Origin of the sequence: Streptomyces sp. NPDC000410, assembly GCF_040300305.1 — a bacterium.
Taxonomy (GTDB): Bacteria; Actinomycetota; Actinomycetes; order Streptomycetales; family Streptomycetaceae; genus Streptomyces.
Window position 1 is genome coordinate 67,934 of record NZ_JBEPDM010000013.1, and the last position, 22,617, is coordinate 90,550.

The following is a 22,617-nucleotide window of genomic DNA, read 5'->3' on the forward strand; positions in this document are numbered from 1 at the left end:
CACCCGTCCCGGCCTCGGCCGCTCCGGGCGCACGGGCGGCAACGGCCGCCCGGCCACGCCGCGTCGCCGCGGACGCGGACGCGGACGCAGGCGCGGGCGCAGGCGCGGGCGCAGGCGCGGGCGCGGGCGCAGGCGCAGGCGCGGGCGCAGGCGCGGGCGCGGGCGCAGGCGCAGGCGCGAACCCGGACCCGGATGCAGGCTCGGTGGACCCGGGCACGGCGGACCCGGGCGCGGACCCTGACGCAGCCACAGGCACAGACGCGACGAACCCGGACCCGGACCCGGACCCGAACGCGGCCCCGGACGCAGGCATAGGCACAGACGCGACGAACCCGGACCCGGCCCCGGACGCAGGCGCAGGCGCGGCGGACCCGGACGCAGGCATAGGCACAGACGCGGCAAACCCGGACCCGGCCCCGGACGCAGGCGCAGGCGCGGCGGACCCGGACGCAGACTCGGCGGACCCGGGCGCAGACTCGGCGGACCGGGGTGCGCCGGCGGCGGCGCGCTTCGGTGTCCGGTGTGTCGTCATCCCGCGCTCCCCGGGCTCTGGTGCCACAACTTCCTTACCGTGGCCGCCCCTTCACCCGCCGGGCGAAGGTCCGCCCAGGCGTTCATCTCGTAGCCGGTGGGCATGCGGATGCTGCGGGCGGTGGCCGGAGCCGTGGCCGCGTCCGGTGCGGCGGACAGGCGCTGGGCCACCGCGTCCAGGCCCCCGTCGCGGCGGATCTCGATCAGTTCCGCGAGGTTCCAGGCCGCCGAGCCGACCACGCTGAGGCTGCGGGGGCCGCGGCGCTGGACCACGCCGCGTACGAGCAGCAGCCAGGAGTGGAAGACCGTGTGCGCGCACGCCTCGTGGCTGTCGTCGAAGAAGGCCAGGTCGACCAGGCCCGTGCCGTCGTCCAGGGTGGTGAAGATGACCCGGCGGCCGGAGCGGACCGGCGGCGTCTGGGTGGCCGCCTTGGCGCCCGCGACCAGCACCGTCGCGCCGTGCTCGGCATCGCGCAGCCGCCGCGCGGGGATGGCGCCGAGTTCGTCGAGGAAGACGTGGTGGTCCGCCATCAGGTGGCGGGACGTGTCCATGCCGAGGACGCCGAGCTCCGCGCTGAGCCGCTCGGCCTCGTTGAGGTCGGGCAGGCCGACGGACGCGGTGCGGCGGCCACCGTCCAGCGGGAGCTGGCCGCCGCGCGAGGCCGGGCCGCTCCGCGTGCGGTGGAGTTCCGCGAGATGCAGCAGCAGATCGCGGCGGTTGGCGCCGAACTCGTCCAGCGCGCCGACCTGCGCGAGCCGTTCCGCGACCGGCCTCCCCGGACGCGCCCGCTCCCAGAAGTCCAGCAGCGACGCGTACGGCTGCCCCTCCTCGATACGCGCGGCCTCCGCCCCGCTGATGCCGTGGACGTCGGCGAACGCGAGCCGTATGCCCCACTTCCCCCCAGAGCTATCAGACACCAGTTCGATACGGTGGGCGACCGCGGACCGGTTCACATCCAGCGGCAGCACCGGCACACCCCGCCGCCGCGCGTCCGCCAGCAGCAGCCGCTTCGGATACATCCCGGGATCGTGCGTGAGCAGCCCGGCGTAGAAGGCCGCCGGATGGTGCGCCTTGAGCCACGCCGACTGGTACGTCGGCACGGCGAAGGCCACCGCGTGCGCCTTGCAGAAGCCGTACGAGCCGAACGCCTCGATGATCTCCCAGGCGCGGGCTGTCACTTCGGCCGAGTAGCCGCGCCCCTCCGCCTGCCGCGCGAACCACACCTTGATCCGGCCCTGCGACTCCGGGTCCGAGAGCCCGCGCCGCACCCGGTCCGCCTCGTCACGGCCGCACCCCGTCAGGACGTTCACCATCTCGATGATCTGCTCGTGGAAGACCACGACCCCGTACGTCTCCCCCAGGGACTCGGCCAGATCGGGGTGCGGGAAGCGGACCGGCGCCCGCCCGTGCCGGGCCTCGATGAACGGCCGCACCATGTCCGCCGCCACCGGCCCCGGCCGGAACAGCGAGATGTCGACGACGAGATCGTGGAAGTCCGCGGGCTGCAGCCTGCCGACCAGATCGCGCTGGCCCGGCGACTCGATCTGGAAGCAGCCCAGCGTCTCGGCGGAACGGATCAGCCCGTACGTCGCCGGGTCGCCCGGCGGCACCTGCTTCGGGTCGTCCAGGTCCAGCCGGTGCCCCGTCGCCCGTGCGATCTCGGCGACGGCGTGCGCCATCGCGGACTGCATCCGCACCCCCAGCACATCGAGTTTGAGCAGCCCGAGGTCCTCGACGTCCTCCTTGTCGAACTGCGACATCGGGAACCCTTCGCCGCTGGTCGGCATCACGGGCGTGCGCCGCAGCAGCGAGGCATCCGAGATGAGCACCCCGCACGGGTGCATGGCGACCCCGCGCGGCAGCGCGTCCAGCCCCTCGACCAGCTCCCAGAGCCTGCGGTGGCCACCCTTCTCCCGCGCCACCTCGCGCAGCTCGGGCAGCTCCTCCATCGCCGCGCGGGCGTCACGCGCCCGGATGTGCGGGAACGCCTTGGCCAGCCGGTCGATCTCGGCCGGGTCCATGCTCAGCGCCGCGCCCACGTCCCTGATCGCGTGCCGCACCCGATAGGTCTCGGGCATGGCGACGGTCGCGACCCGCTCCTCGCCGAAGCGGTCGATGATCGCGCGGTAGACCTCCAGCCGCCGCGCGGACTCGACGTCGATGTCGATGTCGGGCAGGACGAACCGGCGCTTGGACAGGAAGCGCTCCATCAGCAGTCGCTGCTCGACCGGGTCGGCGTGGGCGATGCCGAGCAGATGGTTCACGAGGGATCCGGCGCCGGATCCTCGCGCGGCGACCCTGATGCCCATCTTCCGGATGTCGTCGACGACTTGAGCGACCGTCAGGAAGTACGAGGCGTTGCCGTGGAAGGCGATGATGTCCAGCTCGGAGTGCATCCGCTCCCAGTAGGCGCGGGCGCCGGGCCCGCGGTCGTAGCCGCGCAGCACCATGCCGGCGGCGGCGCGGGAGGCCAGCACGCGCTGGGTGGTGCGCCGCCCCGCGCCGACGAGATACGGCTCCGGGAAGTAGACGGACCCCATGCCCAGGTCGTCCTCGGGGTCGACCCGGCACGCGGCCGCGGTCTCCTCGGTCACGGCGAGCAGCCGGTGCGCGGCGTCGCGCCGCCAGCCCGCCGCCTCGGCGATCCGCTCGGCCGCGCGGTACATCCCGTCCGCGTCCTTGAGCCAGCGCTCCCCGCTGTCGAGCCCCTTGGCCGGGTCGACGGGGACGAGTCTGCGGGCCGCGTCCAGGACGTCCGCTACCGGGCCCTGACCCGGGTCGGCGTACCGTACGGCGTTGCTCAGCACGGCCCGTACACCCTGCTCGGCGGCGAACCCGACGGTACGGGCGGCCAGCCTCAGCGAGCCGGGGCCGACGCCCGCGAGACCGTGGTGCACGGCTTCGAGGCGCAGGGCGTCGCCGTACCGCTCCCGCCAGGGGGCGAGCAGCCGGGCGGCCCGGTCGGGGCGGCCGGCGGCCAGCGCCCTGCCCACCTCGGAGGCCGGCCCGAGCAGCACGGTGAGCCCCTCCCCGCCCGGCCCGGGGCCCTGGAGGGCGTCCCACCCGACGACGGGCCGGTCCGCCGCCGTGTGCGCGACGGTGATCAGCCGGCAGAGCTCCGCCCAGCCGGCCGCGCCGTCACGGGCGAGGAAGGTGACCCGGGGGGTGGATTCATCGACAAAGGCCCCGCCGCGCACCGGACTGCGCCGCCGCGCGACGGCCGTGGGCACGGTCGTGGGCGTGTGCTCCCGTACCGCCAGCTCCGTCCCGAACAGCGGGCGCACCCCCGCCTTCGCGCAGGCCTTGGCGAAGCGGACCGCGCCCGCGAGGGTGTCGCGGTCGGTCAGGGCGAGCGCGTCCATGCCCCGTTCGGCGGCGCGCTCGGCCAGCCGCTCCGGGTGCGAGGCTCCGTACCGTACGGAGAAGCCGGACACGGTGTGCAGATGCGTGAACCCCGGCACCCGCACCTCCTGGATCAATCCGCTCTCACCTCCCCCGCCTCCACCATAGACCAAATTTCGAACATGCGTACGACACGCGCTGATGGCTAATCTGCCGCCCATGATCCGAACCACCCCGCCGCGCCCCGTCGACGTGGAAGCGCACTTCCCCGAGGTCGCCGCCTACCGGAAGAACGCGGTACGACTGCATCCGCGCGCCGGTCGCCCCGGCATCCTGGACAGCTCGGTGGGCGGCCCCCTGCTGTGGCCCGCGTCGGAGCCCTGGCCGCACTGCGACGACGAGCATCCGGCCACCGCCCTCTCTCCCACCGGGCCGGGCCCGCACCCGCTGGTGCCGGTGGTCCAGCTGTACGCGTCCGATGTGCCCGAGCTGCCCTTCCCGGAGGGCATGGACGTCATGCAGGTCCTGTGGTGCCCCTTCGACCACGCGCAGTACTACGTGCCCCGGCCGGAGCTCCACTGGCGCAGCACGGTGCGGAGCGCGGGCGAGGTCGCGAGGCCGCCCTGGCCGGAGGACGCCGATGACGACTACCTTCCGGACCCCTGCGTACTGCATCCCGAACGGGTCGTGGAGTACCCCAGCTGGGATCTGCCCGAGGAGCTCCACGAGGAGCTGGAGGAGCGGTTCGACCAGTTCGAGGAGGACACGGGCTGGTCGTACTGGTCCCATCTCTCACAGGCCCCCGGAATCAAGATCGGCGGCTATCCGGGCTGGACGCAGGACCCCGCGTGGCCCGACTGCGCGGGGTGCGGCGAGCGCATGGAGCATCTGCTCACGGTGAAGAGCGCCGAGTTCGACGGAGCATCGTGGCGTACGTGGCTGCCGGCGGAGGACGAGCCGCGCTCGGGCGTGGTCCTCGACCTCCCGTACGAGGAACGCCAGGAGATCCAGCGGGCGCCGGGGCTGATGCTCGGCGACATGGGAGGGGTCTATCTGTTCGTGTGCCGGCGGTGCCCCGGCATGCCATACGCATACCGCGCCGACTGCTCGTAGCAGCCGGCGCGGCAGGCGAATCGAAAAAGGGTGCTGAAAGGCTCAGGCCGTGTGGACGACCTCCCCGGCCACGACCACCACCTGCGCCACCGTCCCGGGGATCTCCTCGGGCGCCACCCGCAGGATGTCCCGGTCGAGGACGACGAAGTCCGCCGCCTTGCCCACGGTCAGCGAGCCGCGCTCCTCCTCCAGGAAGTTGGCGTACGCGGAGCCCATCGTGTAGCCGTGCACCGCCGTCTCCACGTCCACCGTCTCGCCCGGCTGCCAGGGCTCACCGCCGCCGAGCGGGCGCCGGGTGATGGCGGTGTAGATGCCGATCATGGGGTCCATCTCGGCGACGTTCCAGTCGCTGGAGAAGGCGAGGACGGCCCCGGCCTCGTGCAGGCTGCGCATCGGCCAGGCCTTGTGCCAGCGCTCGGGGCCCACGTTCTCGGCCCAGTCCTTGCCCGGTCCGGCGATCTCCGGGGCGCAGTGCCTCGGCTGCATACAGGCGACCACGCCCAGCTCGGCGAAGCGCGGCACATCGGCCGGGTCGAGGCATTCGACGTGGACCACCTGGTGGCGGGCGTCACTCGGGCCGTTGACCGCGCGGGCGTGCTCGACGGCGTCGAGGACGGTACGGATGCCCCGGTCGCCGGTCGCGTGCACGAAGCACTGGAAGCCGCGGGCGTCGAGCTTGGCGAGCAGCCCCTCGAACTCCTCCGGCGGGTAGAACGTCTCGCCCCGGTGGTGGCCGCAGCCGGCGTACGGCTGGAGGAGCGCGGCCGTGCGCGGCTCGACGACGTCGTCGATGTAGAGCTTGAGCGGCCCGACGCGCAGCCGGTCGCCGTCGAAGCGCCCGGCGGCGGCCGCGAAGTCGTCCAGATCGGCGTCGCTCGTGCCGCGCGGGTGGAAGAGCGCGGCGACGATCCGGGAGCGCAGCCGTCCCTCGGACCGGGCCCGCTCGAAGAGCTCCAGGTCGTCGAGGGAGTTCTGCGGCTCGACGACGGTGGTGATGCCGTAGCGGATCGCGTCGTCGAGGCTCTTGGCGAGCCGCCCGTACTGCCGGTCGGGGGACGCCCAGGGCACGCCCAGCTCGCGCAGCGCGCGGTGGCCGTCGCGCGAGAGGCCCTTGACGGCGAAGTCCTTGATGAATCCGGTGGGCTCACCGGTGGCCGGGTCGGTCGCGGCCTCGCCGAACGGCAGGCTCGTCCGCTCCCGGGTGATGCCGAGACGGCGCAGGGCGGCGGTGTTCAGCCAGGCGGTGTGCACGTCGTACGAGAGGACGAAGGCGGGGGTGTCGCCGGTCGCCGGGTCGAGGTCGGCCGCGCACGGCATCCGGCCGTCGGGGATCGCCGAGTAGTCGAAGGCCTCGGCCTCGATCCATTCGGCGTCCGGGTTCTCGGCGTGCCAGGCGCGGATGCGGTCGTGGATCCCGTCGAGGGTGCGGACGCCCGCGAGCTGGACGCAGGCGTCGTCGGAGCCGAGCCGGACGTGGTTGTGGGCGTCGATGAAGCCGGGCAGGACGAGCCGTCCGGCCGCGTCGACGACCTCGGTGTCCGGGCCGGTCCACCGGTCGGCGTCGGCGTCGGCGCCGAGCCAGACGATGCGTCCGTCGCGCACGGCGAGCGCCTCGGCCTCGGGCAGGGCGGGGTCGACGGTGTGGATGCGGGCGCCGCGCAGGACCAGGTCGGCGGCGGGGGTGGTGCGGGACACGAGGTGGAGCTCCTTCAGCGGGTTTCTTCGGAGGGCTTCGCCCTGGGGCCTGATCCGAAGGACAGGCCCCAGGGGGTGTCCGGTGGATCAGGCCCCCAAGGGCCCTTCGGCGTTCGAAGGGCCCTGTGGCGGCTTCGTCAGACGGTGCGGCGGGCCAGCGGCCAGTAGACGAGGGCGGAGACGACCGCGCCGAGCAGGGTGAGGTCGGCGCCGCCGAGCGGGGCGACCAGCGGGCCGGTCCACAGCTCGGAGTCGCAGGTCAGCGCGGCGAAGACGATGCCCGCGGCCAGCGCGGTGAGGCCCGGCGTGTGGAAGCCGGTGCGGTACCAGTACGCCCCGTCCCGGCCTGCGTGCAGCGCGTCGGCGTCGTACTGACAGCGGCGCAGCAGCATGTCGGCGAGGAAGACCCCGCCCCACGGCGCGAAGACGATGATCAGGAGGGAGAGGAAGCCGAGCAGCGACTCGGTGAAGTCGACCAGGAAGAGCGCGCCGAGCGAGCCGAGCGCGGTGACGGCGACGCTGATGACGATGGCCTTGGCGCGGCTCCACGGGATGCCGAGGACCTGGAGGTTCAGGCTCGACGAGTAGAGCGTGATGATCGAGTTGGTGACCGAGCCGAGGAGGACGAGGAGCAGGAAGAGCGGCTGGAACCAGCCGGGCAGCAGCGCCTCGGTGCCCGCGACCGCGTCCGTCATGTCGGTCTGGGTGGCGGCGGCGACGCCCGCGATGCCGAGGGCGACGGAGGAGATGAATCCGCCGAGCGCGCCGCTCCAGGTGATGGAGCGCAGCGAGGTGTCCCGGGGCAGATAGCGGGTGTAGTCGGCAGGCATCGGGAGGTACGAGAACGGCGCGGCCAGCATGACGACGAAGGCCAGGCTCCAGCCGGAGGCGCCGGGCGCGGCCTCCGGGGCGGCCGACAGGTCGGCGCCGGGCAGCAGGAACACCAGCAGCACGCCGAAGCCCGCGGCCAGGCCGTACGCGAGCCAGCGCTCGGCGAGCTGGACTGTGGCGTGGCCCCACATGGCGACCGCGAAGGTCAGGGCGAGGGTGACCAGCAGCGCGATCGCGCGGGGGGCGTCGCCGGACCAGCCGAAGTCGGCGAAGAAGGTCTCCAGGGCGAGGGTGCCGACCACCGTGTTCACGATGGTGTAGCCGATGCCGACGATCCAGTTGAGCACCCCGGCGGGGACGTTGCCGAGGACGCCGAAGGCCGCGCGGGAGATGACGAGGGTCGCGGTGCCGGTGCGGATACCGCTCAGCCCGGCCGCGCTGATCGCGAAGAAGGACAGTCCGCCGATGACGACGACCGCGGTGGCCTGCCAGAACGTGAGGCCGAAGGCGACGGCGAGTGCGCCGTTGATGACGTACGTGAAGGTCAGGTTCGAGCCGAACCAGAGCCAGAAGAGGTCCTTGGCGCTGCCGTGGCGCTCCTCGTCGGGAATGGGGTCGATGCCGTGGGTCTCCACATGGAAGACCTCGTCGCCGGCGACTCCGGTACGGATTCCCCCAGGGGCTTGCTGCTCGGGCCGCACGTCGGTCTGCACGTCGGTCTGCTGAGACACCATCCGGCACCTCCTTACCTTGAATGTCATTCAAGAAGTTAGAACGACATTCAAGATGTACGCTCATCCCGGATACGTCAAGACCTGGAGGGGAACCAGACGTGGCGGCACGGCGGCGGCGGGACGGACAGATCGCCCAGGAGCGGATGCTCGAAGAGGCCATGACGGCCATCGCCGAGAACGGACTGGCCTCGCTCACCATGTCCGCCCTCGCGGAGCGGCTCGGCACCAGCGGCGGCCACATCCTGTACTACTTCGGCAGCAAGGACCGGCTGCTGCTGGAGGCGCTGCGCTGGAGCGAGGCGGCGCTCGCGGAGGAACGGCGGACGCTGCTGGCCAGCCGTACGACGGCGGAGCGCAAGCTCGCCCTCTTCATCGAGATGTACCTGCCGCGCGGGGCGCGCGATCCTCGGTGGATGCTGTGGATCGAGCTGTGGGCGCGTACGGCGTCCAACGAACCGCTGCGGCAGGCCCAGGAGGAGATCGACCTGGGCTGGCAGCAGGACCTGGAGACGCTGATCGGCAAGGGCGTCGCCCAGTCGCGCTTCACCGTCCCGGAGCCCGGGATCGCCGACCGCGCCGCCCAGCTGCTCGCCCTCCTCGACGGTCTGAGCACACGGGTGGTCCTGGCCCAGCGCGGCGCGGCCCGCACCGAGGCCCTGGCCTCGGCGCACTCGGCGGCCGAGCTGCTGATCACCCGCTCCTGAGGCCATCAGAGGGAGTCTCCGTTCCGGCGCCTGAGGCCATCGGGGGGATCCGTCCCCGCGCCTGAGGCCATCGGAGGGAGTCTCCGTCCCCGCGCGTGGGACACGCCCGGCCCCGTGGTACGAGTCCGGCGATGCCCAGGCGCCCCGTACAGCGACGGCACCGGCTCCGCGCGCGAGCGGCACCCCGCTCCCGCGAGCCGGACACCGGGCTGCGTCCGGTGGCGCCCGCCCTGCGTACGGCCGCCGCGTACGCCTGGCGGCTGCTCGTCGTCGGGGCCCTCGTCTACGCCCTGTTCGTCGTGCTCGGGCGGTTCCACGAGATCGCCGTGGCCGTCTTCCTCGGCCTGGTCGGCACCGCGCTGCTGCGACCGGTCGCCGATCTGCTGGCCCGCCGGCTCCCCCGGGCGCTCGCCGTCACCCTGACGCTGCTCGGCAGCATCGTGATCGTGTTCGGGATCCTGGCGCTGATCGGCGAAACGGTCGCCGGCGAGCGGGCCGGGCTGCAGCGGGAGTTCGGCGCCGGGATCGAAAGGATCGAACGCTGGCTGGAGCAGCCGCCGTTCCGGCTGAACCCCGAGGCCCTCACCGACATCCAGGCCCGGATCGGGCGGTTCCTCTCCAGCCACCGCTCCACCCTCATCAGCACGGCGCTCAGCGGCGCCGGGCGGCTGGTGGAGGTGGTGACCGTGTGCGCGCTCGCGCTGTTCTGCTCGGTCTTCTTCCTGCATTCGGGCGACCGGCAGTGGGGCTGGTTCTGCGCGCAGCTTCCGGTGGCGGTACGGGGCAGGGTGGCGGTCGCCGGCCGCGCGGCCTGGCGGACGTTCACCGGATACACCCACGGCATCGTGCTGGTGGCGGCGACCAACGCGATCCTGGTCGGCGTGGCGCTCTACGCCCTCGGCGTCCCGCTCGCGATGCCCCTGGCGCTGCTCGAGTTCTTCGCCGCGTTCGTCCCGCTGATCGGCTCACCCATCGCCCTCGCGGTGGCGGCCGTGGTGGCCCTGGCGGCCAAGGGGCCGGTCATCGCGGCCGTCGTCGTGGCCCTGATCGTGATCATCGGCCAGATCGAGGGCCATGTGCTGCACCCGCTCGTGATGAGCTGGGCCGTCCAGCTGCACCCGGTGATCGTGGCGCTCTCGGTGATCGGCGGGGCCATCGCCGCCGGGGTGATCGGCGCGGTCGTCGCCGTACCGCTCGTATCGGCGCTCTGGTCGGCGCGCCAGGCGGTGCGCCGCACGCCGGCGTGACGGGCACGGCGGAAGCGGGGGTACGCAGTGACCGCCGGTCGCCCCGTACCCCCGCGCGCGCCGGGTGTCAGCCGATCTCCGCGCCGAAGACCTCCAGCGCCTCGGTGACCGGCTGGAAGAACGTCTCGCCGCCCGAGGAGCAGTCGCCGCTGCCGCCCGAGGTGAGGCCGATCGCGGTGTCGCCCGAGAAGAGCGAGCCGCCGCTGTCGCCGGGCTCGGCGCAGACGTTCGTCTGGATGAGGCCGTTCACGATCTGGCCGTTGCCGTAGTTCACGGTGGCGTCGAGGCCGGTGACCTCGCCGTCGTGCACCTGCGTGGTGGAGCCGCTGCGGGTCACCTGCATCCCGACGGTGGCCTCGCCCGCCTTGGTGATGTCCTGGGAGCCGCCGTCGTAGAGGTTCACGGCGCTCGGGTGCTCGGTGTCGCCGTCGTACTTGACGAGGGCGAAGTCGTTCTCGGGGAACTGCGAGTCGACCATCGTGCCGATCTCGGGGCCGCCCCCCGACTCGGCCCACTTGCTGCCCGCGTCACCGCAGTGGCCGGCCGTGATGAAGTGCGGTTCGCCGCCCTTGACGACGTTGAAGCCGAGCGAGCACCGGCCGCCGCCGCTGTGGATGGCGTCACCACCGGCGATGAACGGCTTGAACTCCCCGGCGCTCTTCCGCAGTTCCGCCTTCTCGCCGAGCCCCTCGACCACGCCCTGGAGCTTCGCCAGCTGTGCGCCCTTGACCGTGCGGTCGGCCGTGACGATCAGCTTGTTGGTCACCGGGTCGGTGGCCCAGGAGGTGCCGGGGATGGTGGCCCGGTCGGTCAGGGTCTGCCGGGCGGACGTCAGCTCGGCCAGGGTGTTCTGCACGATTCTGGCCTTGCCGCCCGCCTCACGGACGGTCCGGGCCGCGTCCTCGTCGACCACATTGACCACGAGGGCCTTGGCCTTGGCGTCGTAGTACGCGCCCGCCGTGTCGCCGCCCAGGTCCTGGCTCAGGGTGGAGGCAAGGTTTCCGGCCGCCGTGGCGTCCAGGACCTTGACCGTGACCTTCGCGCTTTCCTCACTGGCGTTCGCAGTCTGGAAGGTGACTCCCGCGCCAATGAGTGCGACGACGGCTCCGGTAGCCATCGCCGCTCGCTTTTTGGATATGCGTCGGTGCTTCAACATCAACCTCCTGTGGGGGCCGCGCACGGGCAAGTGGGGTGCTCGTACACGGAGGATGGGGCGCCCACTATTCCGATGCCCGCCGGTAGCACACAAGGTCGACTTCAGGACGCGCACACGACCGGACGAATGCGCCCCCTGTTCATTCACAACCCCTGCTCCTCACTGGTCGGTTCCGATTGCGAACACCACGTGCTGTCCGGCCATCCGCAGGGTGTGAGGACTAGTCCTGTCCGGAATTCGCCGCACCGGAGCTCTGCGCTTGAAGGCCCTTGATGGGTAATCATCTAAGGGGCGGGGAATGCCACGTCAGTATTGCGATACGTGCACGAAACATATGAGGAGCACGAAGGAGGCCGGGGGGTGCGACGTCGGATGCGCGTGGCGGACGGGCGGCATGTGATGGTGGAGCGCCTCGGGGATCCGCGCGGCAGGCCCGTCTTCCTGCTGCACGGCACCCCGGGCAGCAGGCTGGGCCCGGCCCCGCGCGGCATGGTGCTCTACCAGCGCGGGATGCAGCTGATCGCGCACGACCGCCCCGGCTACGGCGACTCGGACCGGCAGGAGGGCCGCAGCGTGGCCGATGTCGCCGAGGACGTACGGGCGATCGCCGACGCCCTGGGGCTCGACCGGTTCGCCGTGGTGGGCCGCTCCGGCGGGGCACCGCACGCCCTGGCCTGCGCCGCCCTGATGCCCGACCGGGTCACCCGCGCGGCCGCGCTGGTCACGCTCGCGCCCTGGGACGCGGACGGCCTCGACTGGTTCGAGGGCATGACCACGCACAACGTCGTGGAGTACACGAGGGCATCGGTCGACCCGGCCGGGCTCACCGCCCGGTTCATCATGCGATCGGCCGAGATCCGGCGCGATCCGGTCAAGCTCCTCGACGATCTGCGCCGGGAGCTGACCGACTCCGACCGGATGGTCGTCGCCGACCTCGGCTTACGGAACATGCTGCTGCGCAACTACCAGGAGGCGCTGCGCACGTCCGCGTACGGCTGGATCGACGACGCCCTCGCGTTCAGCAGTCCCTGGGGGTTCGATCCCGCCGGTATCACCACGCCGGTGCTGCTGTGGCACGGCGAGAAGGACGTCTTCTCACCGGTCGGCCACTCGCGCTGGCTCGCGGAGCGCATTCCGGGCGCGACGACGGTCCTCGAACCGGCAGCGGCCCACTTCGACGCGTTCCACGTGCTGCCCCGCATCCTGACCTGGCTGCTCGACGACCACCCCGGGGGGCCCGGCGAGTGAGCCGAAGGGGCGCGCGGGCGTCGAAAGGGAGTGGGGGCACCTCCCAGCGGTAGCTGGGGGAGCGCGGAGGTCCCGAGGAACGAGGGACCGAGCACGATCGACCGTCGACATCCTCCCCCTAGGACTTCGTCCTGGGGGACCCCCAAGCGCCCCGGTGGGGGTCCCCCCGGCCGAGGCCAGGGGGAGAACCGAGCCGCAGATCAAACCGCCAGCGGCTCCAGATCCCGGTGGATCCTGCGCTCGTCCCGGGCGATCCGCGTCATCGCGTGCTCCTCCCCGAGCAGCCGCCCCAGCTCGTCCACGGTGTCCGCCCTGAGTATCGCCGCCTCGTCCTTCCGCCCGAGCGCCCCCAGCGTGACGGCCATGTTGGAGGCGATGGCGAGCGTCTCCGGGTGGTGTGCGCCCAGGACCTCGCGGAGCTTCAGGACCGCGCGGCGCTCGATGTCCAGTGCCGCCTCCAGCTCCCCCAGATCCGCACGGGCGTTGGCCAGGTTGATCGTGCAGAACAGGGTGTGCGGGTGGGAGCTGCCGAGGATGTCCGTCATCCTTCGGATGGTGGGCTGGAGCAGCTGTTCCGCGAGCTCGGGGGCACCGCAGCCCCAGTGGTAGATGCCGAGGTTGTTCATCGCGGCGAGGGTGTACGGGTGCTTCTCACCCGGCACCTCCCGGTACTGGTCGACGACCTCCTGCGCCAGGTCCCTGGCCGCGACCGGCTCCCCGGCCGCGAACAGGTCCGCCGCCAGGTTCAGGTCGCAGGCCAGCGAGTCCGGGTGGGCGTAGGTGTACTTGGCCCGGTAGCGGTTGCGGGTGGCGGTGGTCAGCCGGCGCGCGTCCTCCAGCCTGCCCGCCCTGCGCAGGGAGACGGCGAGGCTCTTGCCCGCGGACAAGGTGCCGGGGAAGGCCCGGCCGAGGGTCTCCTTGTAGGTGTCGTAGGTCCGCGAGAGCAGCGACACGGAGTCCTCGTACCGGCCGACCTCCCGCAGGTCGCGGGCGAGCGAGGTGGCCGACGAGAGGGTGTACGGGTGCTCCGGGCCGAGCACCTCGGTGCGCCGGTCGAAAACGTCCTGGTCCTTCTCCCGGGCCCGCGCGTACTGGCCGACCATGCGCAGGTTCAGCGCCAGGTTGTTGGCCGCGGCCAGCGTACGCGGGTGGGACTCGTGGAAGATCTGGCTGAAGCCGTCGTGGGCCTCGGTGGCCAGTTCCATCGCCTTGCCGTACTGGCCGAGCGCGCCGAGGTCCATCGCGAGCCCGGACGTGGTCATGTAGGTGTGCGGATGGGAGGCGCCGAGCACGGTCCGCTGCCGCTCCAGAGTGACCTCGCCCAGTTCCCGCGCCTCCACGTAACGCCCCTGCGATCGATAGATGTTGGAGAGGTGGAAGCGCAGGTACAGGTACTGCACGTCGTTGTTGCCGAGCATGTCGCGCCAGGCGTCGCGCAGGTCCTGGGCGAGCTCGCCCGCCGTCTGCCAGTCACCTCGCTTCCACAGGTAGCGCACCCGGTCGATGAGCAGCCTGCGGGTCTCCGGCTCCCGGCAGTGCCGGGCGTCGGACGGGCCGAGGTGCGGCCAGATGGTGTTGAACCGGGGCCAGTTCCCGGGGTTGTCGATCGGCTCGTCGTCGTCGGGCCGGGCGCCGGCCAGGATCCGGTGGACGGCGTGCCGGGCGTCCTTCTGCTCCTCCTCGCTGAGCTGGGACCGGATGACCGCCTGCACCAGCCGGTGCACCTGGATGGAGTTGGACACCTGGTCCACCTTGGCGAGGGCGAACCGGCCGATCTCGCGGATGACCCGGCCGAGGACCAGCTTCTCCTGGAGGGAGGCGTCGTAGGGCTTGAGGGCCTCGATCATCTCCTTGCTGTAGAGGAGGTTCGAGGAGATCGGCTCGGGGGCGAAGAAGGCGCACAGCTGGAGCAGCCGCACCGCCGCGGGTGAGCGCTCCTTGAGCCGCTCGATCGACACGTTCCAGGTCGCGGCGACCGGTTCGGGGTAGCCGGCGGGCTGGTTGAGCGCGAGGACGCTCGACGCCTGGTGGCTGAGCTGTTCCAGATACGCGGCGACGGGCGTGGCGGTCTCGGCGATCCACGCCGCCGCCTGTTCGACGGCGAGCGGCAGGTCACCGACGGCGCTCGCGACCTGGTCGGCGTCGTCCAGGGTCAGGCCCGGGGCGCGGCGCTGGAGGTGCTCGATGGACTCCTCGCGCAGGAAGACGTCGACGGGCAGCGCGTCGCCGTACTGGGACCAGGTCTGATTCCGGGAGGTCACCAGGATGTGGCCGCCGGTCGGGAAGAACCTCTTCAGCTGCTCGGGGTCGTCGGCGTTGTCGAAGACCAGCAGCCAGCGCGAGGTGGGCACGCCGCGCCGCAGCAGGTCTATGGCCTCCTGGGAGGCGGCCGCCATGTCCTCGCCGCCCTGGGCGCCGATCCGGATGGCGAGTTCGGCGAGCCCGGCGATGACGTCGTCCAGCTGTTCGGAGGAGATCCACCAGACCAGGTCGTAGTCGGCCATGAAGCGGTGGACGTACTCCAGTGCCACCTGTGTCTTGCCGACGCCGCCGAGTCCGTAGATGGTCTGCGGCTGCGGCAGGACCACGGCCATGCCGCCGCCGAGCTGGTCGCGCATCCGCTCCAGGACGACGGAGCGGCCGGTGAAGCCGGGGTTGCGGGGCGGCGCGTTCCAGATCTTGGGGACGGTGCCGGGGAAGCGCGGACCGGGCGAGACGCCGTCGGTGAGCTGCACGGGGCGGTCGAGCGCCCGCAGCAGCGCGCCGGTCGCGTGCACCTCGTCGAGGCGGAAGAGGTCGACGGGGTTGCGGTCGATGTAGGGCGTGGTGAGGCGTACGTCGCCGACGCGCAGGGCCAGTAAATGGCGCCGGCCGCCGCCGGGGTCCTCGTTCGCCGCCCGCTCCCACACCTCGACGGCCCGCGAGGACTTCAGATACGCGCTGGAGAGCAGGACGACGGTGCGGGCGGCGGTCTCGGCGGCGTGCGCTGCCGTGCCGTCCTGCGACGGTTCGGCGGAGACGTCGCGCGGAACGACCCGGAAGCCGGCGCGGGTGAGGACGGACTCGATCCAGTCGGCCCACATCCGGTTCTCGGCGACGTAGCTGAGGAAGAGATCGGCGGGCAGAGCTGGACGGCGGCGGGTGAAGGCGTCCCTGATCCGCAGCCTGACCTCCTCCCCGACCGCGGGCATGGCGGTGATCTCCTGGTCGGTGATGACGGCGGTGAGCCGTTCGAAGGCGGAGAGAAGGGAGTTGGTGAGTCCGGTCTCGTCGCCGAAGGTGGCCAGGGTCTCCTCGTAGGCGTAGTAGGGCCGGTACGGGATCTCCACCGCGCCCCAGTAGGAGGTGAGTTCGTCGCCGGCGAGCCCCGTCGGGAAGCGGTCGAACTTCAGCCGGGCGAGCGCCCGTCCGGCGTCGGCCTTCTCCTTCTCGCCCTCGTCGATCCGCATCGGCACGGGGAAGATCCGGATGCCGCGGCCGCTGTAGCGCTCGTCGATCTGGCGGGCGACGGCGGATGCGCCGTCGATGGACTGGTCGCTGAGCGTGAAGCAGTCGACGAGGACGTCGGGCAGGTGGACGGTGCAGATGTCGGCGATGTCGCTGAGGCCGGTGCGGCTGTCGATGAGGACGTAGTCGTAGTTGGCCTTCATGTCGTCGCGCAGGGCGTCGAAGAAGTGCCCGCCGCCGAGGCGGTCGTAGAAGTTGTCCCAGTCGAACGTGGAGACGGTCGCCGAGTACTCGCGGTTCTGCTTGCCCGCCGAGACGAAGTCGAGGGTGCCGCCCTCGGGGAACTCCCAGCCGAGGGTCTCCGGGGTGAGGGAGACGGCGTGCGGCTGGATGCGGGCGTAGTCGCGGTGCCAGTCGTCGGGCCGCTGCACGGGGCTGGTGGCGGCCCAGGCGTACTCGGTGATCAGGTCGATGACACCGGTGGTGGCGCCGAGCGTGGACGGGTCGAGAAAGGGGTGGAAGAACCGGTGCAGGCCGGGGGCCTCCAGGTCCCAGTCCACGGCGAGGACCCGCTTGCCGTTCGCCGCGAGGATCCAGGCCGTGTTGGCCATGGCCATCGTCCGGCCGGTGCCTCCCTTGTACGAGTAGAAGGTGACGATGCGTCCGTCACGACTGGCTGTCATCCGTGTCCTCCGCATCGGGTGCCTGATCGAGCTTGTCGTGGATGAAGTACGTGGTGGAGTACTCGGGGGCCATCGGGCCCCGCAGCCGGGGGCGTTCGGTGTGGCTGCCGCCGGCGGGTGGATAGACCTGGGCGTGTCTCAGGTACTGCTGGGCGGCCGCCTCGACCACCTGCGGCAGGATCTGGCCGAACGCCTCCATGCTCGGGACGCCCCGGGCGGCGGCGCGGCAGGCGGCGCGGCCCTGACTGAGCTTGGTGGGCAGGGTCGCCTCCAGTTTGGCGGTGAGCTCGCTGTCGGCGGCGCGGCTCTGCCGGTCGTCGCGGTTCCAGGGGACGATGACGCTCACCCAGGGCCGGTGCTCGGCGTCGAACGCCGCAAGCCTCTCCCGTCTCTCCTCGTCCTCGAGCGCCCAGCGGTCGATGATCAGCAACTCCGGTCTGGTCGGGGGCTGTTTGGCGTCGAGGGGTGTCGAGTCGTGGTCGAAGGACGCGACGGTGGCCTGGTAGTTGAGGGACCGCACGAGGTCCTGGGCGACGTAGCCGAGCGGCCTGGCGGAATCGGGGTGGTACGGATTCCAGTCCTGCGACGTATCGCCGTAGTACGCGGGATCGCGTCCCTCGGGTATGTCGTGCCGGGTCGGCGCGGCGACCGTGACCTGGATGGGGCGGGGGCCGCCGCCGGGCGATCCGGTCGCGGCGTGCGAGCCGAAGGCGCTCGGGGCCTGCCGGTAGTCGAGGGGCCTGCTGGGGCCGACGCCTGCGGTGTCGGCCACGTTGACGATGCGCCGGGCGAGTTCGTAGACCGCGCGCTCGTACTCCTCCTTGAAGACCGTGAGCTTGATGAGCCCGTAGAGGCCGTCGGTGACGTAACGGTCGCCGAAGTCCTGGTGGTTGAACTGCAGCCGTTCGGCGGGTCCGGGGAGCCGCTCGGGCGGCACCGGCACCCACAGGGCGGGCACGATGGCATCGGCGGGCCGGTTGTTCTTGGCCTGGTGGTAGATGGCCCGCTGGGCGAACGCGTACCACTCCTTGCCGCACATCTCGCTGGCGAAATACCGGGGCGAGAACAGCGGTACGAAGACGCGGCAGGTGGCGAGCACTTCGCCGAGCCGCTCCGACCAGCCCTCGCCCGAACGTATCTCCCGGTCCATGAATCCGGCCGGAGCGCCGGCCGGAAGATCGGTCAGGGCCATCACATGGCCACACAAATCGCGGAAGAGCCGCTCGACCCACATATCGGGGTCGGGGCCACCTGCTCCGTACCTCGGCGTGTGCGCGTAGCTCAAGAAGAAGTACGGCCGCTGGTCCGCCGCCCGCTGTTGCGATGACGCTTGCACACGACCCCCGTCCTGGTCCTGCGTGAACACTCACACTCACAACTGATGATGTGCGAGCGAATTAATCATTCCGGAGCAGACCGCACTCCATCCCCTCATCGTTCAGTCAAACAACGCCTCTTTTCAGTCATCCACTCCACGGCGTGGTCCACGGCGTCCCTGATCGCAAACAACCTTGCGGTTGTTCCTCCCAGTTGTCCCTTCTGCCCCGGATCCCAGCGGAACGTGTTACCGACCGCATCGAAATCGCTGTCGTCCAGCTCCACGTCCTTGTATTCCGTCCACTCGGGACCATCCGCACCACGCACCACACAGCGATACTTCCGCAGGGGTGCACCGGTCCGGTATTCCGCGAGGTGAAAGGCGGTACAGACGCCGAATCCCACATTGATCATCAATACCCGCGCCCCCGCCCGGTACAGCGCCCCGAGTGGCGAGTCCTCGCCGAGATGGGATTCCAGCGGATGCTCGGCGAGCAGCTCCGCGGCCCGGCGTCCCAGCGCGGCGAAGGAGGTCTGCGGATGCGCGCTGCGCACCGCGCCCTCGGTGGTCCGCACACACTCGGCCAACCGGCCTATGCCCGCGCAGGATGTGGTGGCGGGATCGAAGGCGGGCATAGTGGCCCGGAAGGCGGCCGCCTGTGTGGGTGTCATGCCGTCCACCCGGCGCAGATACGCGTGCGAGGTGTCCGAGTTCTCCGGGGTGAAGGCGGGCACCACCAGCGTGCCGTCCGCGCCCAGCGCCGTCAGCAGCGCGTCACGCAGCGGCTCGGCGTCCAGTCCGGTGCCGCTGAGCCGGGCGTGGACGAGCACCGTGTCGCCGCGCGACAACCCCAGCCTCGCCAGCTGCCCTGCGAGGTCCTGCCCGAAGGCCCGTCCGTACCGTTCATCGGCCACCGTCTGCCTCTTCCCCCAGGAGCGCCAGCAGCCGCTTGCCACCGACGGTCAGCTCCGCCGCGCCCTCCAGGGTCTCGAGCGCCCGGCGGACCTGCTCCGCGCTGTGCGGCTCGAAGGCGCCGAGCCCTGCCCGTTCGTACGCCCCCGCCAGCAGCTGTGACGCCGCAACGGGCGCCTCCTGCCAGGGAGCGGGGTGGCTCCAGCAGCCGTCCTCGGCATAGAGGTCGGTGACCTCCAGCAGCCCCTGGAAGCGCGCCCGCCGGTGGCCGCGCAGCAGCGCGAGCGCCAGCTCGCCCGCGTCGCCGTGCAGGGGCAGCCCGAGCGCCCCGAGGCCGTGCCGGCCCACCGAGGGCCCGGGACCGGCCAGCGGGGTCAGGGTGGTCAGCGACAGGGCGGCTGCCGCCGCCTGCTCCGGGGCCCGCTCGCGCAGCACGCCCCAGGCGCCGGCCAGGCGCCCGGCCCAGTCGGCGGCAGCCGCGAGCGCGAGCGGTGGGAGGGCGGGCGACGCGAAGCAGTCCCGGTACGGGTCGAGGTCGTCGATCGCCAGATCGGGCGCCCCGTCACGCGCCAGACCTTGCCGGACGGCCCCTGCCGTGTCGCCACCCAGCCTGCGTACCGGCCGCCAGCCGTCGCCCGGATCGCCGGGGCGGCCGATCCGCAGCTCCTGGTCACCGGCCCGCACCAGGAAGCCCTTCTCGACGGGCCGCACCGAGGCCGTGCCGCGCTCCGCCGCGCCGGTCAGCCGTAGTTCGCCGACCGTCGGCAGCAGCAGGACGCCGTCCTCGTACGGCACGGGCACGGGCCGGTCGATGCCCGCGCGGACGACGGCGGCGGCGACGGACGCGGACAGCCGGGCGGCCGGGGCCGTGGTGGCGCCGGGCCGCTCCTCGTGCAAGGCGTCCAGCGCGCCGAGGAGCCAGCCGCGTGTGTACGGATGGGCGAGGACGTCATCCAGCCCGTCGCAGCGCCGCTCGACGGCGGCGGCCAGCTCCCAGGCGCGGGCCCACTCCTCGCCGCCCCGCCCGGCCAGCTCCCCGTTGAGCTCGGCGAGCAGCAGCCGGGTCAGCTCGTGCTGTTCGTCCGCGAGCGCGGCGTCGTCCGTCACCGCCGGGGACACCGACGCGGCGGCGGTGCGCCGCTCGATGCCGCGCACGAGTGCTTCGAGGTCGGTGCAGTACACCGACGTGTTGTCGAACTCCGAGCCGGACCGGTACCGGTGGGTGTAGAGCCCGCCGCCGCACGAACGTACGACAGGGCACCGGCGGCAGGTCTCGCTGACGCCGGCCAGGCCGAGCTGGCGGGCGCGGACTCCGGGGTGGGCCGCGACCTCGTCGAAGGAGTGGTCGTACACGTCGAAGCCGGTGGCGGCGGCGCCCTCGTAGGCGCTCTTGAGCGAGTCGACCTGCTCCAGCGTGCCGTCGGTCTCGACGACGACGAGGTCGGTGGGGGCGAGGCCGAGCGACTCGGTGAGGCTCGGGCCGCCGGAGAGGGTGGACAGGACGGACTCGAAGAGCCGGACCGGCACCCGGCGGCCCTGGCGGTCCCAGCGGTCGAAGACGGTGAGGATCCAGTCCGCGTAGGCGGTGGGTGAGCCGTCGGGCCGCGCGGGCGGCTCGTCCCAGGTGGCGTGCGGCAGCAGGAAGTCGATCCTCGGGGGGTCGAGCTCCATGAGCGCGTCAAGAACGGCGACCGGGTCGTTCGCCACGTCGATCGTGCACAGCAGACCGAGATCGAGGTGGCGGTAGCGGTCCTGCTTCAGCAGCTCGACGGCCCTGAGGACCAGGGGGTGGCTGCTGCGGCCGTCCGCGAACCGGCGGTGGCGGTCGTTGGCCGCCTTGTCACCGTCGAGGGAGATGCCCACCTTGACGTCGAACTCGTCGAAGAGGTCGAGATGGCGGGGGCTCAGCTGGAGGCCGTTGGTGTGGATCCGCAGATCGAGGGCGGATACGCCGTCGAGTGCTTTCGTCAGCTCCTCGCAGATCCGGCGCAGTCGGTCGGGGCCCGCCAGTAGAGGCTCCCCTCCGTGCAGGATCACTGACACGGAGGGCAGGGCATGTTTCTTCGCATGCTCGGCCAGTCGCAGAGCTGTCCAGAAAATCGCCTCGTCAGAGATTGCCTTCGGGCGGGTACGCCAGCTCTGATCTGCGTGTTCATAGATATAGCAGTGGTCGCAAGCAAGATCACATCTGCTGTGGACCTTCAGTACGATCTCGCGGAATGGGACCACGGGTCCTGTCATTCCACCAGTCTAGGGTCAGAACGGACGCCTTGAGGCCGTACTGCTCACCTAATTGAGCGGTTGTCAGAGCGCCGAGTTGAAAGTCGACGCGCGAACGGTCCGGTCGACGGCGGCGGGGCGCACGCGACCCAGCTTCTTGGCGGCATCCGCACCGCGCACGTCGATCTCGGTGACGAGGACACGATTCTTCTTCGCGGTGGCGAAGGTGACAGAGGTCTGGAAGCTCACGGCGGCCGTCCTAGGTGATGTTGTGCGTACGAGGGGAACCGCACCGTTGCAGTGTCGGCGGCACGACTTTACTCTCATGGCCACCCACAGCAACTCGGCACGTAGCGCTGAAACACAAGCGTTGCGCGAGTATTCCCCACTCCGTACGGAACAAGCCATTCCATCGATCGAGTGAAGCCAAATCCGCAGAGGGGGGTGCACATGGCCGGTAAAGATGGCCATCTGCAAAGCATGGTCTTCCGAAACGCTGATCTGCCGATTCTCTTTCACCGGACCGACGAGACGGCCATCACCCGCCAGCGCGAGGCGGTCAACGGCACCCGGCTGCAGTTGCTGCTCCTGGTGCTGGGTGCGGCGCTGGCCGCGCTGCCCTGGCGGGGCACGATCGGGGATTCGTTCCAACTCGTGGGCGCCCTCGGCACGTTGGCGTACGCCGGGGTCCTGGTGGTGGGTTTCCGCGGCTCGCGCCATCGAGCAAAGTCGCATTGGCAACTGAACCGCTCCGCAGCCGAGTTCATCCGCTCCTTGTGCTGGCGGTACGCCGTCCACGGCGCCCCCTTCGACTCCAACTCCCCCGACGCCGACCGGCTGTTCACCGCGCGCCTGGAGGACGGACTGCGGGAGCTGCGGAAGGTGGGCTGGATCGATCCGCGCGAGAACGGCGACAAGGCGGCCGCCGCGGAGCTCATCACCACACCCATGCGACTGCTGCGGGAGAAGGGCTTCAACGTACGCAAGGAGACGTACGTCAGGGACCGGCTGATCGAGCAGCGCAACTGGTATCACCGCCGCACCGAGGTCTCCCGGCGCGCCACCACCCTGTGGACGGTGACGATCGGCCTGTTCACCCTGCTCGCCGTGCTCTTCGGGGTGCTGCGCACCTTCTCGGTCACCGATTCGGCCGAGCCGGCGGGGCTGCTGTCGGCCGCCGCCGCCGCGTGTCTGGCGTGGAGCGAGATCCGCCGGCATCAGCCGCTGATCGCCGCCCACTCGCTGGTGGAGGAGGACCTGGCGGCGATGCACATCGCGATGGAGACGTCGGTGACCGAGCAGCAGTGGCCCTCCGCCGTGTACGAGACCGAGCGGATCGTCTCGCCGCAGCACACGGACTGGCTGGTGCGGCACAGGAGTTGACGGGAAATCGCATGTGCCGCGGACGGTCGTGAACCTAGGCCGTGTCTGACAA

The 22,617-nt window shown here is 71.5% G+C and carries 14 protein-coding genes; 5 read left to right on the forward strand and 9 right to left on the reverse strand.

Annotation, left to right across the window (positions count from 1 at the left end):
• Positions 1-528: 528 nt before the first annotated feature.
• Positions 529-4,011, reverse strand: coding sequence for a DNA polymerase III subunit alpha (locus ABT342_RS16555; RefSeq protein ID WP_351573358.1), 3,483 nt, complete (start codon positions 4,009-4,011; stop codon positions 529-531).
• A gap of 82 nt (positions 4,012-4,093) precedes the next feature.
• On the opposite strand from ABT342_RS16555, the gene ABT342_RS16560 reads away from it, so the two are divergent.
• A complete protein-coding gene (locus ABT342_RS16560) occupies positions 4,094-4,987 on the forward strand; it encodes a DUF1963 domain-containing protein (RefSeq protein WP_351573361.1) in 894 nt (297 codons plus the stop codon).
• Between the two features lie 42 nt (positions 4,988-5,029).
• On the opposite strand, the gene ABT342_RS16565 is transcribed toward ABT342_RS16560, so the two are convergent.
• Positions 5,030-6,682, reverse strand: coding sequence for an amidohydrolase (locus tag ABT342_RS16565; protein ID WP_351573364.1), 1,653 nt, complete (start codon positions 6,680-6,682; stop codon positions 5,030-5,032).
• Between the two features lie 137 nt (positions 6,683-6,819).
• Complete coding sequence (locus ABT342_RS16570) at positions 6,820-8,247, reverse strand: purine-cytosine permease family protein (RefSeq protein WP_351573367.1); 1,428 nt, start codon at positions 8,245-8,247, stop codon at positions 6,820-6,822.
• A 143-nt stretch (positions 8,248-8,390) separates the two neighbouring features.
• Between ABT342_RS16570 and ABT342_RS16575 the strand changes: the two genes are divergently transcribed.
• Positions 8,391-8,951: a TetR family transcriptional regulator C-terminal domain-containing protein gene (locus ABT342_RS16575; RefSeq protein ID WP_351573552.1), complete on the forward strand. Its 561-nt coding sequence runs from the start codon at positions 8,391-8,393 to the stop codon at positions 8,949-8,951.
• A gap of 131 nt (positions 8,952-9,082) precedes the next feature.
• A complete protein-coding gene (locus tag ABT342_RS16580) occupies positions 9,083-10,198 on the forward strand; it encodes an AI-2E family transporter (RefSeq protein WP_351573370.1) in 1,116 nt (371 codons plus the stop codon).
• A gap of 67 nt (positions 10,199-10,265) precedes the next feature.
• Here the strand turns inward: ABT342_RS16580 and ABT342_RS16585 are convergent, their stop codons facing one another.
• Positions 10,266-11,351, reverse strand: a complete 1,086-nt coding sequence (locus tag ABT342_RS16585; protein ID WP_351573555.1) for a S1 family peptidase — start codon at positions 11,349-11,351, stop codon at positions 10,266-10,268.
• Between the two features lie 375 nt (positions 11,352-11,726).
• Here ABT342_RS16585 and ABT342_RS16590 point away from each other — a divergent pair, with 375 nt between their 5' ends.
• Positions 11,727-12,602: an alpha/beta fold hydrolase gene (locus ABT342_RS16590; protein WP_502965555.1), complete on the forward strand. Its 876-nt coding sequence runs from the start codon at positions 11,727-11,729 to the stop codon at positions 12,600-12,602.
• Between the two features lie 200 nt (positions 12,603-12,802).
• Here ABT342_RS16590 and fxsT read toward each other — a convergent pair whose 3' ends face one another.
• The 5 genes from fxsT to ABT342_RS16615 form a co-directional block, all read right to left on the reverse strand.
• On the reverse strand, positions 12,803-16,732 hold the full coding sequence (gene fxsT / locus ABT342_RS16595; RefSeq protein WP_351573376.1) for an FxSxx-COOH system tetratricopeptide repeat protein: 3,930 nt from the start codon (positions 16,730-16,732) through the stop codon (positions 12,803-12,805).
• Positions 16,716-18,068 carry an FxsC protein gene (gene fsxC, locus ABT342_RS16600; protein ID WP_351573379.1) on the reverse strand — a complete coding sequence of 451 codons (1,353 nt, stop codon included), beginning with the start codon at positions 18,066-18,068 and terminating at the stop codon, positions 16,716-16,718. The genes fxsT and fsxC overlap by 17 nt, the downstream gene beginning before the upstream one ends.
• Positions 18,069-18,163: 95 nt before the next feature.
• Positions 18,164-18,964, reverse strand: a complete 801-nt coding sequence (locus ABT342_RS16605) for an AAC(3) family N-acetyltransferase (RefSeq protein ID WP_351573382.1) — start codon at positions 18,962-18,964, stop codon at positions 18,164-18,166.
• The gene (gene fxsBH, locus ABT342_RS16610) at positions 18,954-21,203 is read right to left on the reverse strand and encodes a radical SAM/SPASM protein FxsBH, inactivated beta-hydroxylase extension form (protein ID WP_351573385.1); all 2,250 of its coding nucleotides are present in this window, start codon (positions 21,201-21,203) and stop codon (positions 18,954-18,956) included. Before fxsBH ends, ABT342_RS16605 begins: the two co-directional genes overlap by 11 nt.
• 63 nt (positions 21,204-21,266) lie before the next feature.
• The gene (locus tag ABT342_RS16615; RefSeq protein WP_351573388.1) at positions 21,267-21,431 is read right to left on the reverse strand and encodes an FxSxx-COOH-like cyclophane-containing RiPP peptide; all 165 of its coding nucleotides are present in this window, start codon (positions 21,429-21,431) and stop codon (positions 21,267-21,269) included.
• Positions 21,432-21,662: 231 nt separating this feature from the next.
• On the opposite strand from ABT342_RS16615, the gene ABT342_RS16620 reads away from it, so the two are divergent.
• On the forward strand, positions 21,663-22,565 hold the full coding sequence (locus tag ABT342_RS16620) for a DUF4231 domain-containing protein (protein ID WP_351573557.1): 903 nt from the start codon (positions 21,663-21,665) through the stop codon (positions 22,563-22,565).
• The last annotated feature ends 52 nt before the right edge of the window (positions 22,566-22,617 follow it).

Bases quoted from the DNA above. Each gene is read 5' to 3' on its own strand.
- ABT342_RS16560 (WP_351573361.1), top strand. From the start codon at position 4,094: ATGATCCGAACCACCCCGCCGCGCCCCGTCGACGTGGAAGCGCACTTC.
- ABT342_RS16570 (WP_351573367.1), bottom strand. From the start codon at position 8,247: ATGGTGTCTCAGCAGACCGACGTGCAGACCGACGTGCGGCCCGAGCAG.
- ABT342_RS16575 (WP_351573552.1), top strand. From the start codon at position 8,391: ATGCTCGAAGAGGCCATGACGGCCATCGCCGAGAACGGACTGGCCTCG.
- ABT342_RS16580 (WP_351573370.1), top strand. From the start codon at position 9,083: ATGCCCAGGCGCCCCGTACAGCGACGGCACCGGCTCCGCGCGCGAGCG.
- ABT342_RS16590 (WP_502965555.1), top strand. From the start codon at position 11,727: ATGCGCGTGGCGGACGGGCGGCATGTGATGGTGGAGCGCCTCGGGGAT.
- fxsT (WP_351573376.1), bottom strand. From the start codon at position 16,732: ATGACAGCCAGTCGTGACGGACGCATCGTCACCTTCTACTCGTACAAG.
- fxsBH (WP_351573385.1), bottom strand. From the start codon at position 21,203: ATGACAGGACCCGTGGTCCCATTCCGCGAGATCGTACTGAAGGTCCAC.
- ABT342_RS16620 (WP_351573557.1), top strand. From the start codon at position 21,663: ATGGTCTTCCGAAACGCTGATCTGCCGATTCTCTTTCACCGGACCGAC.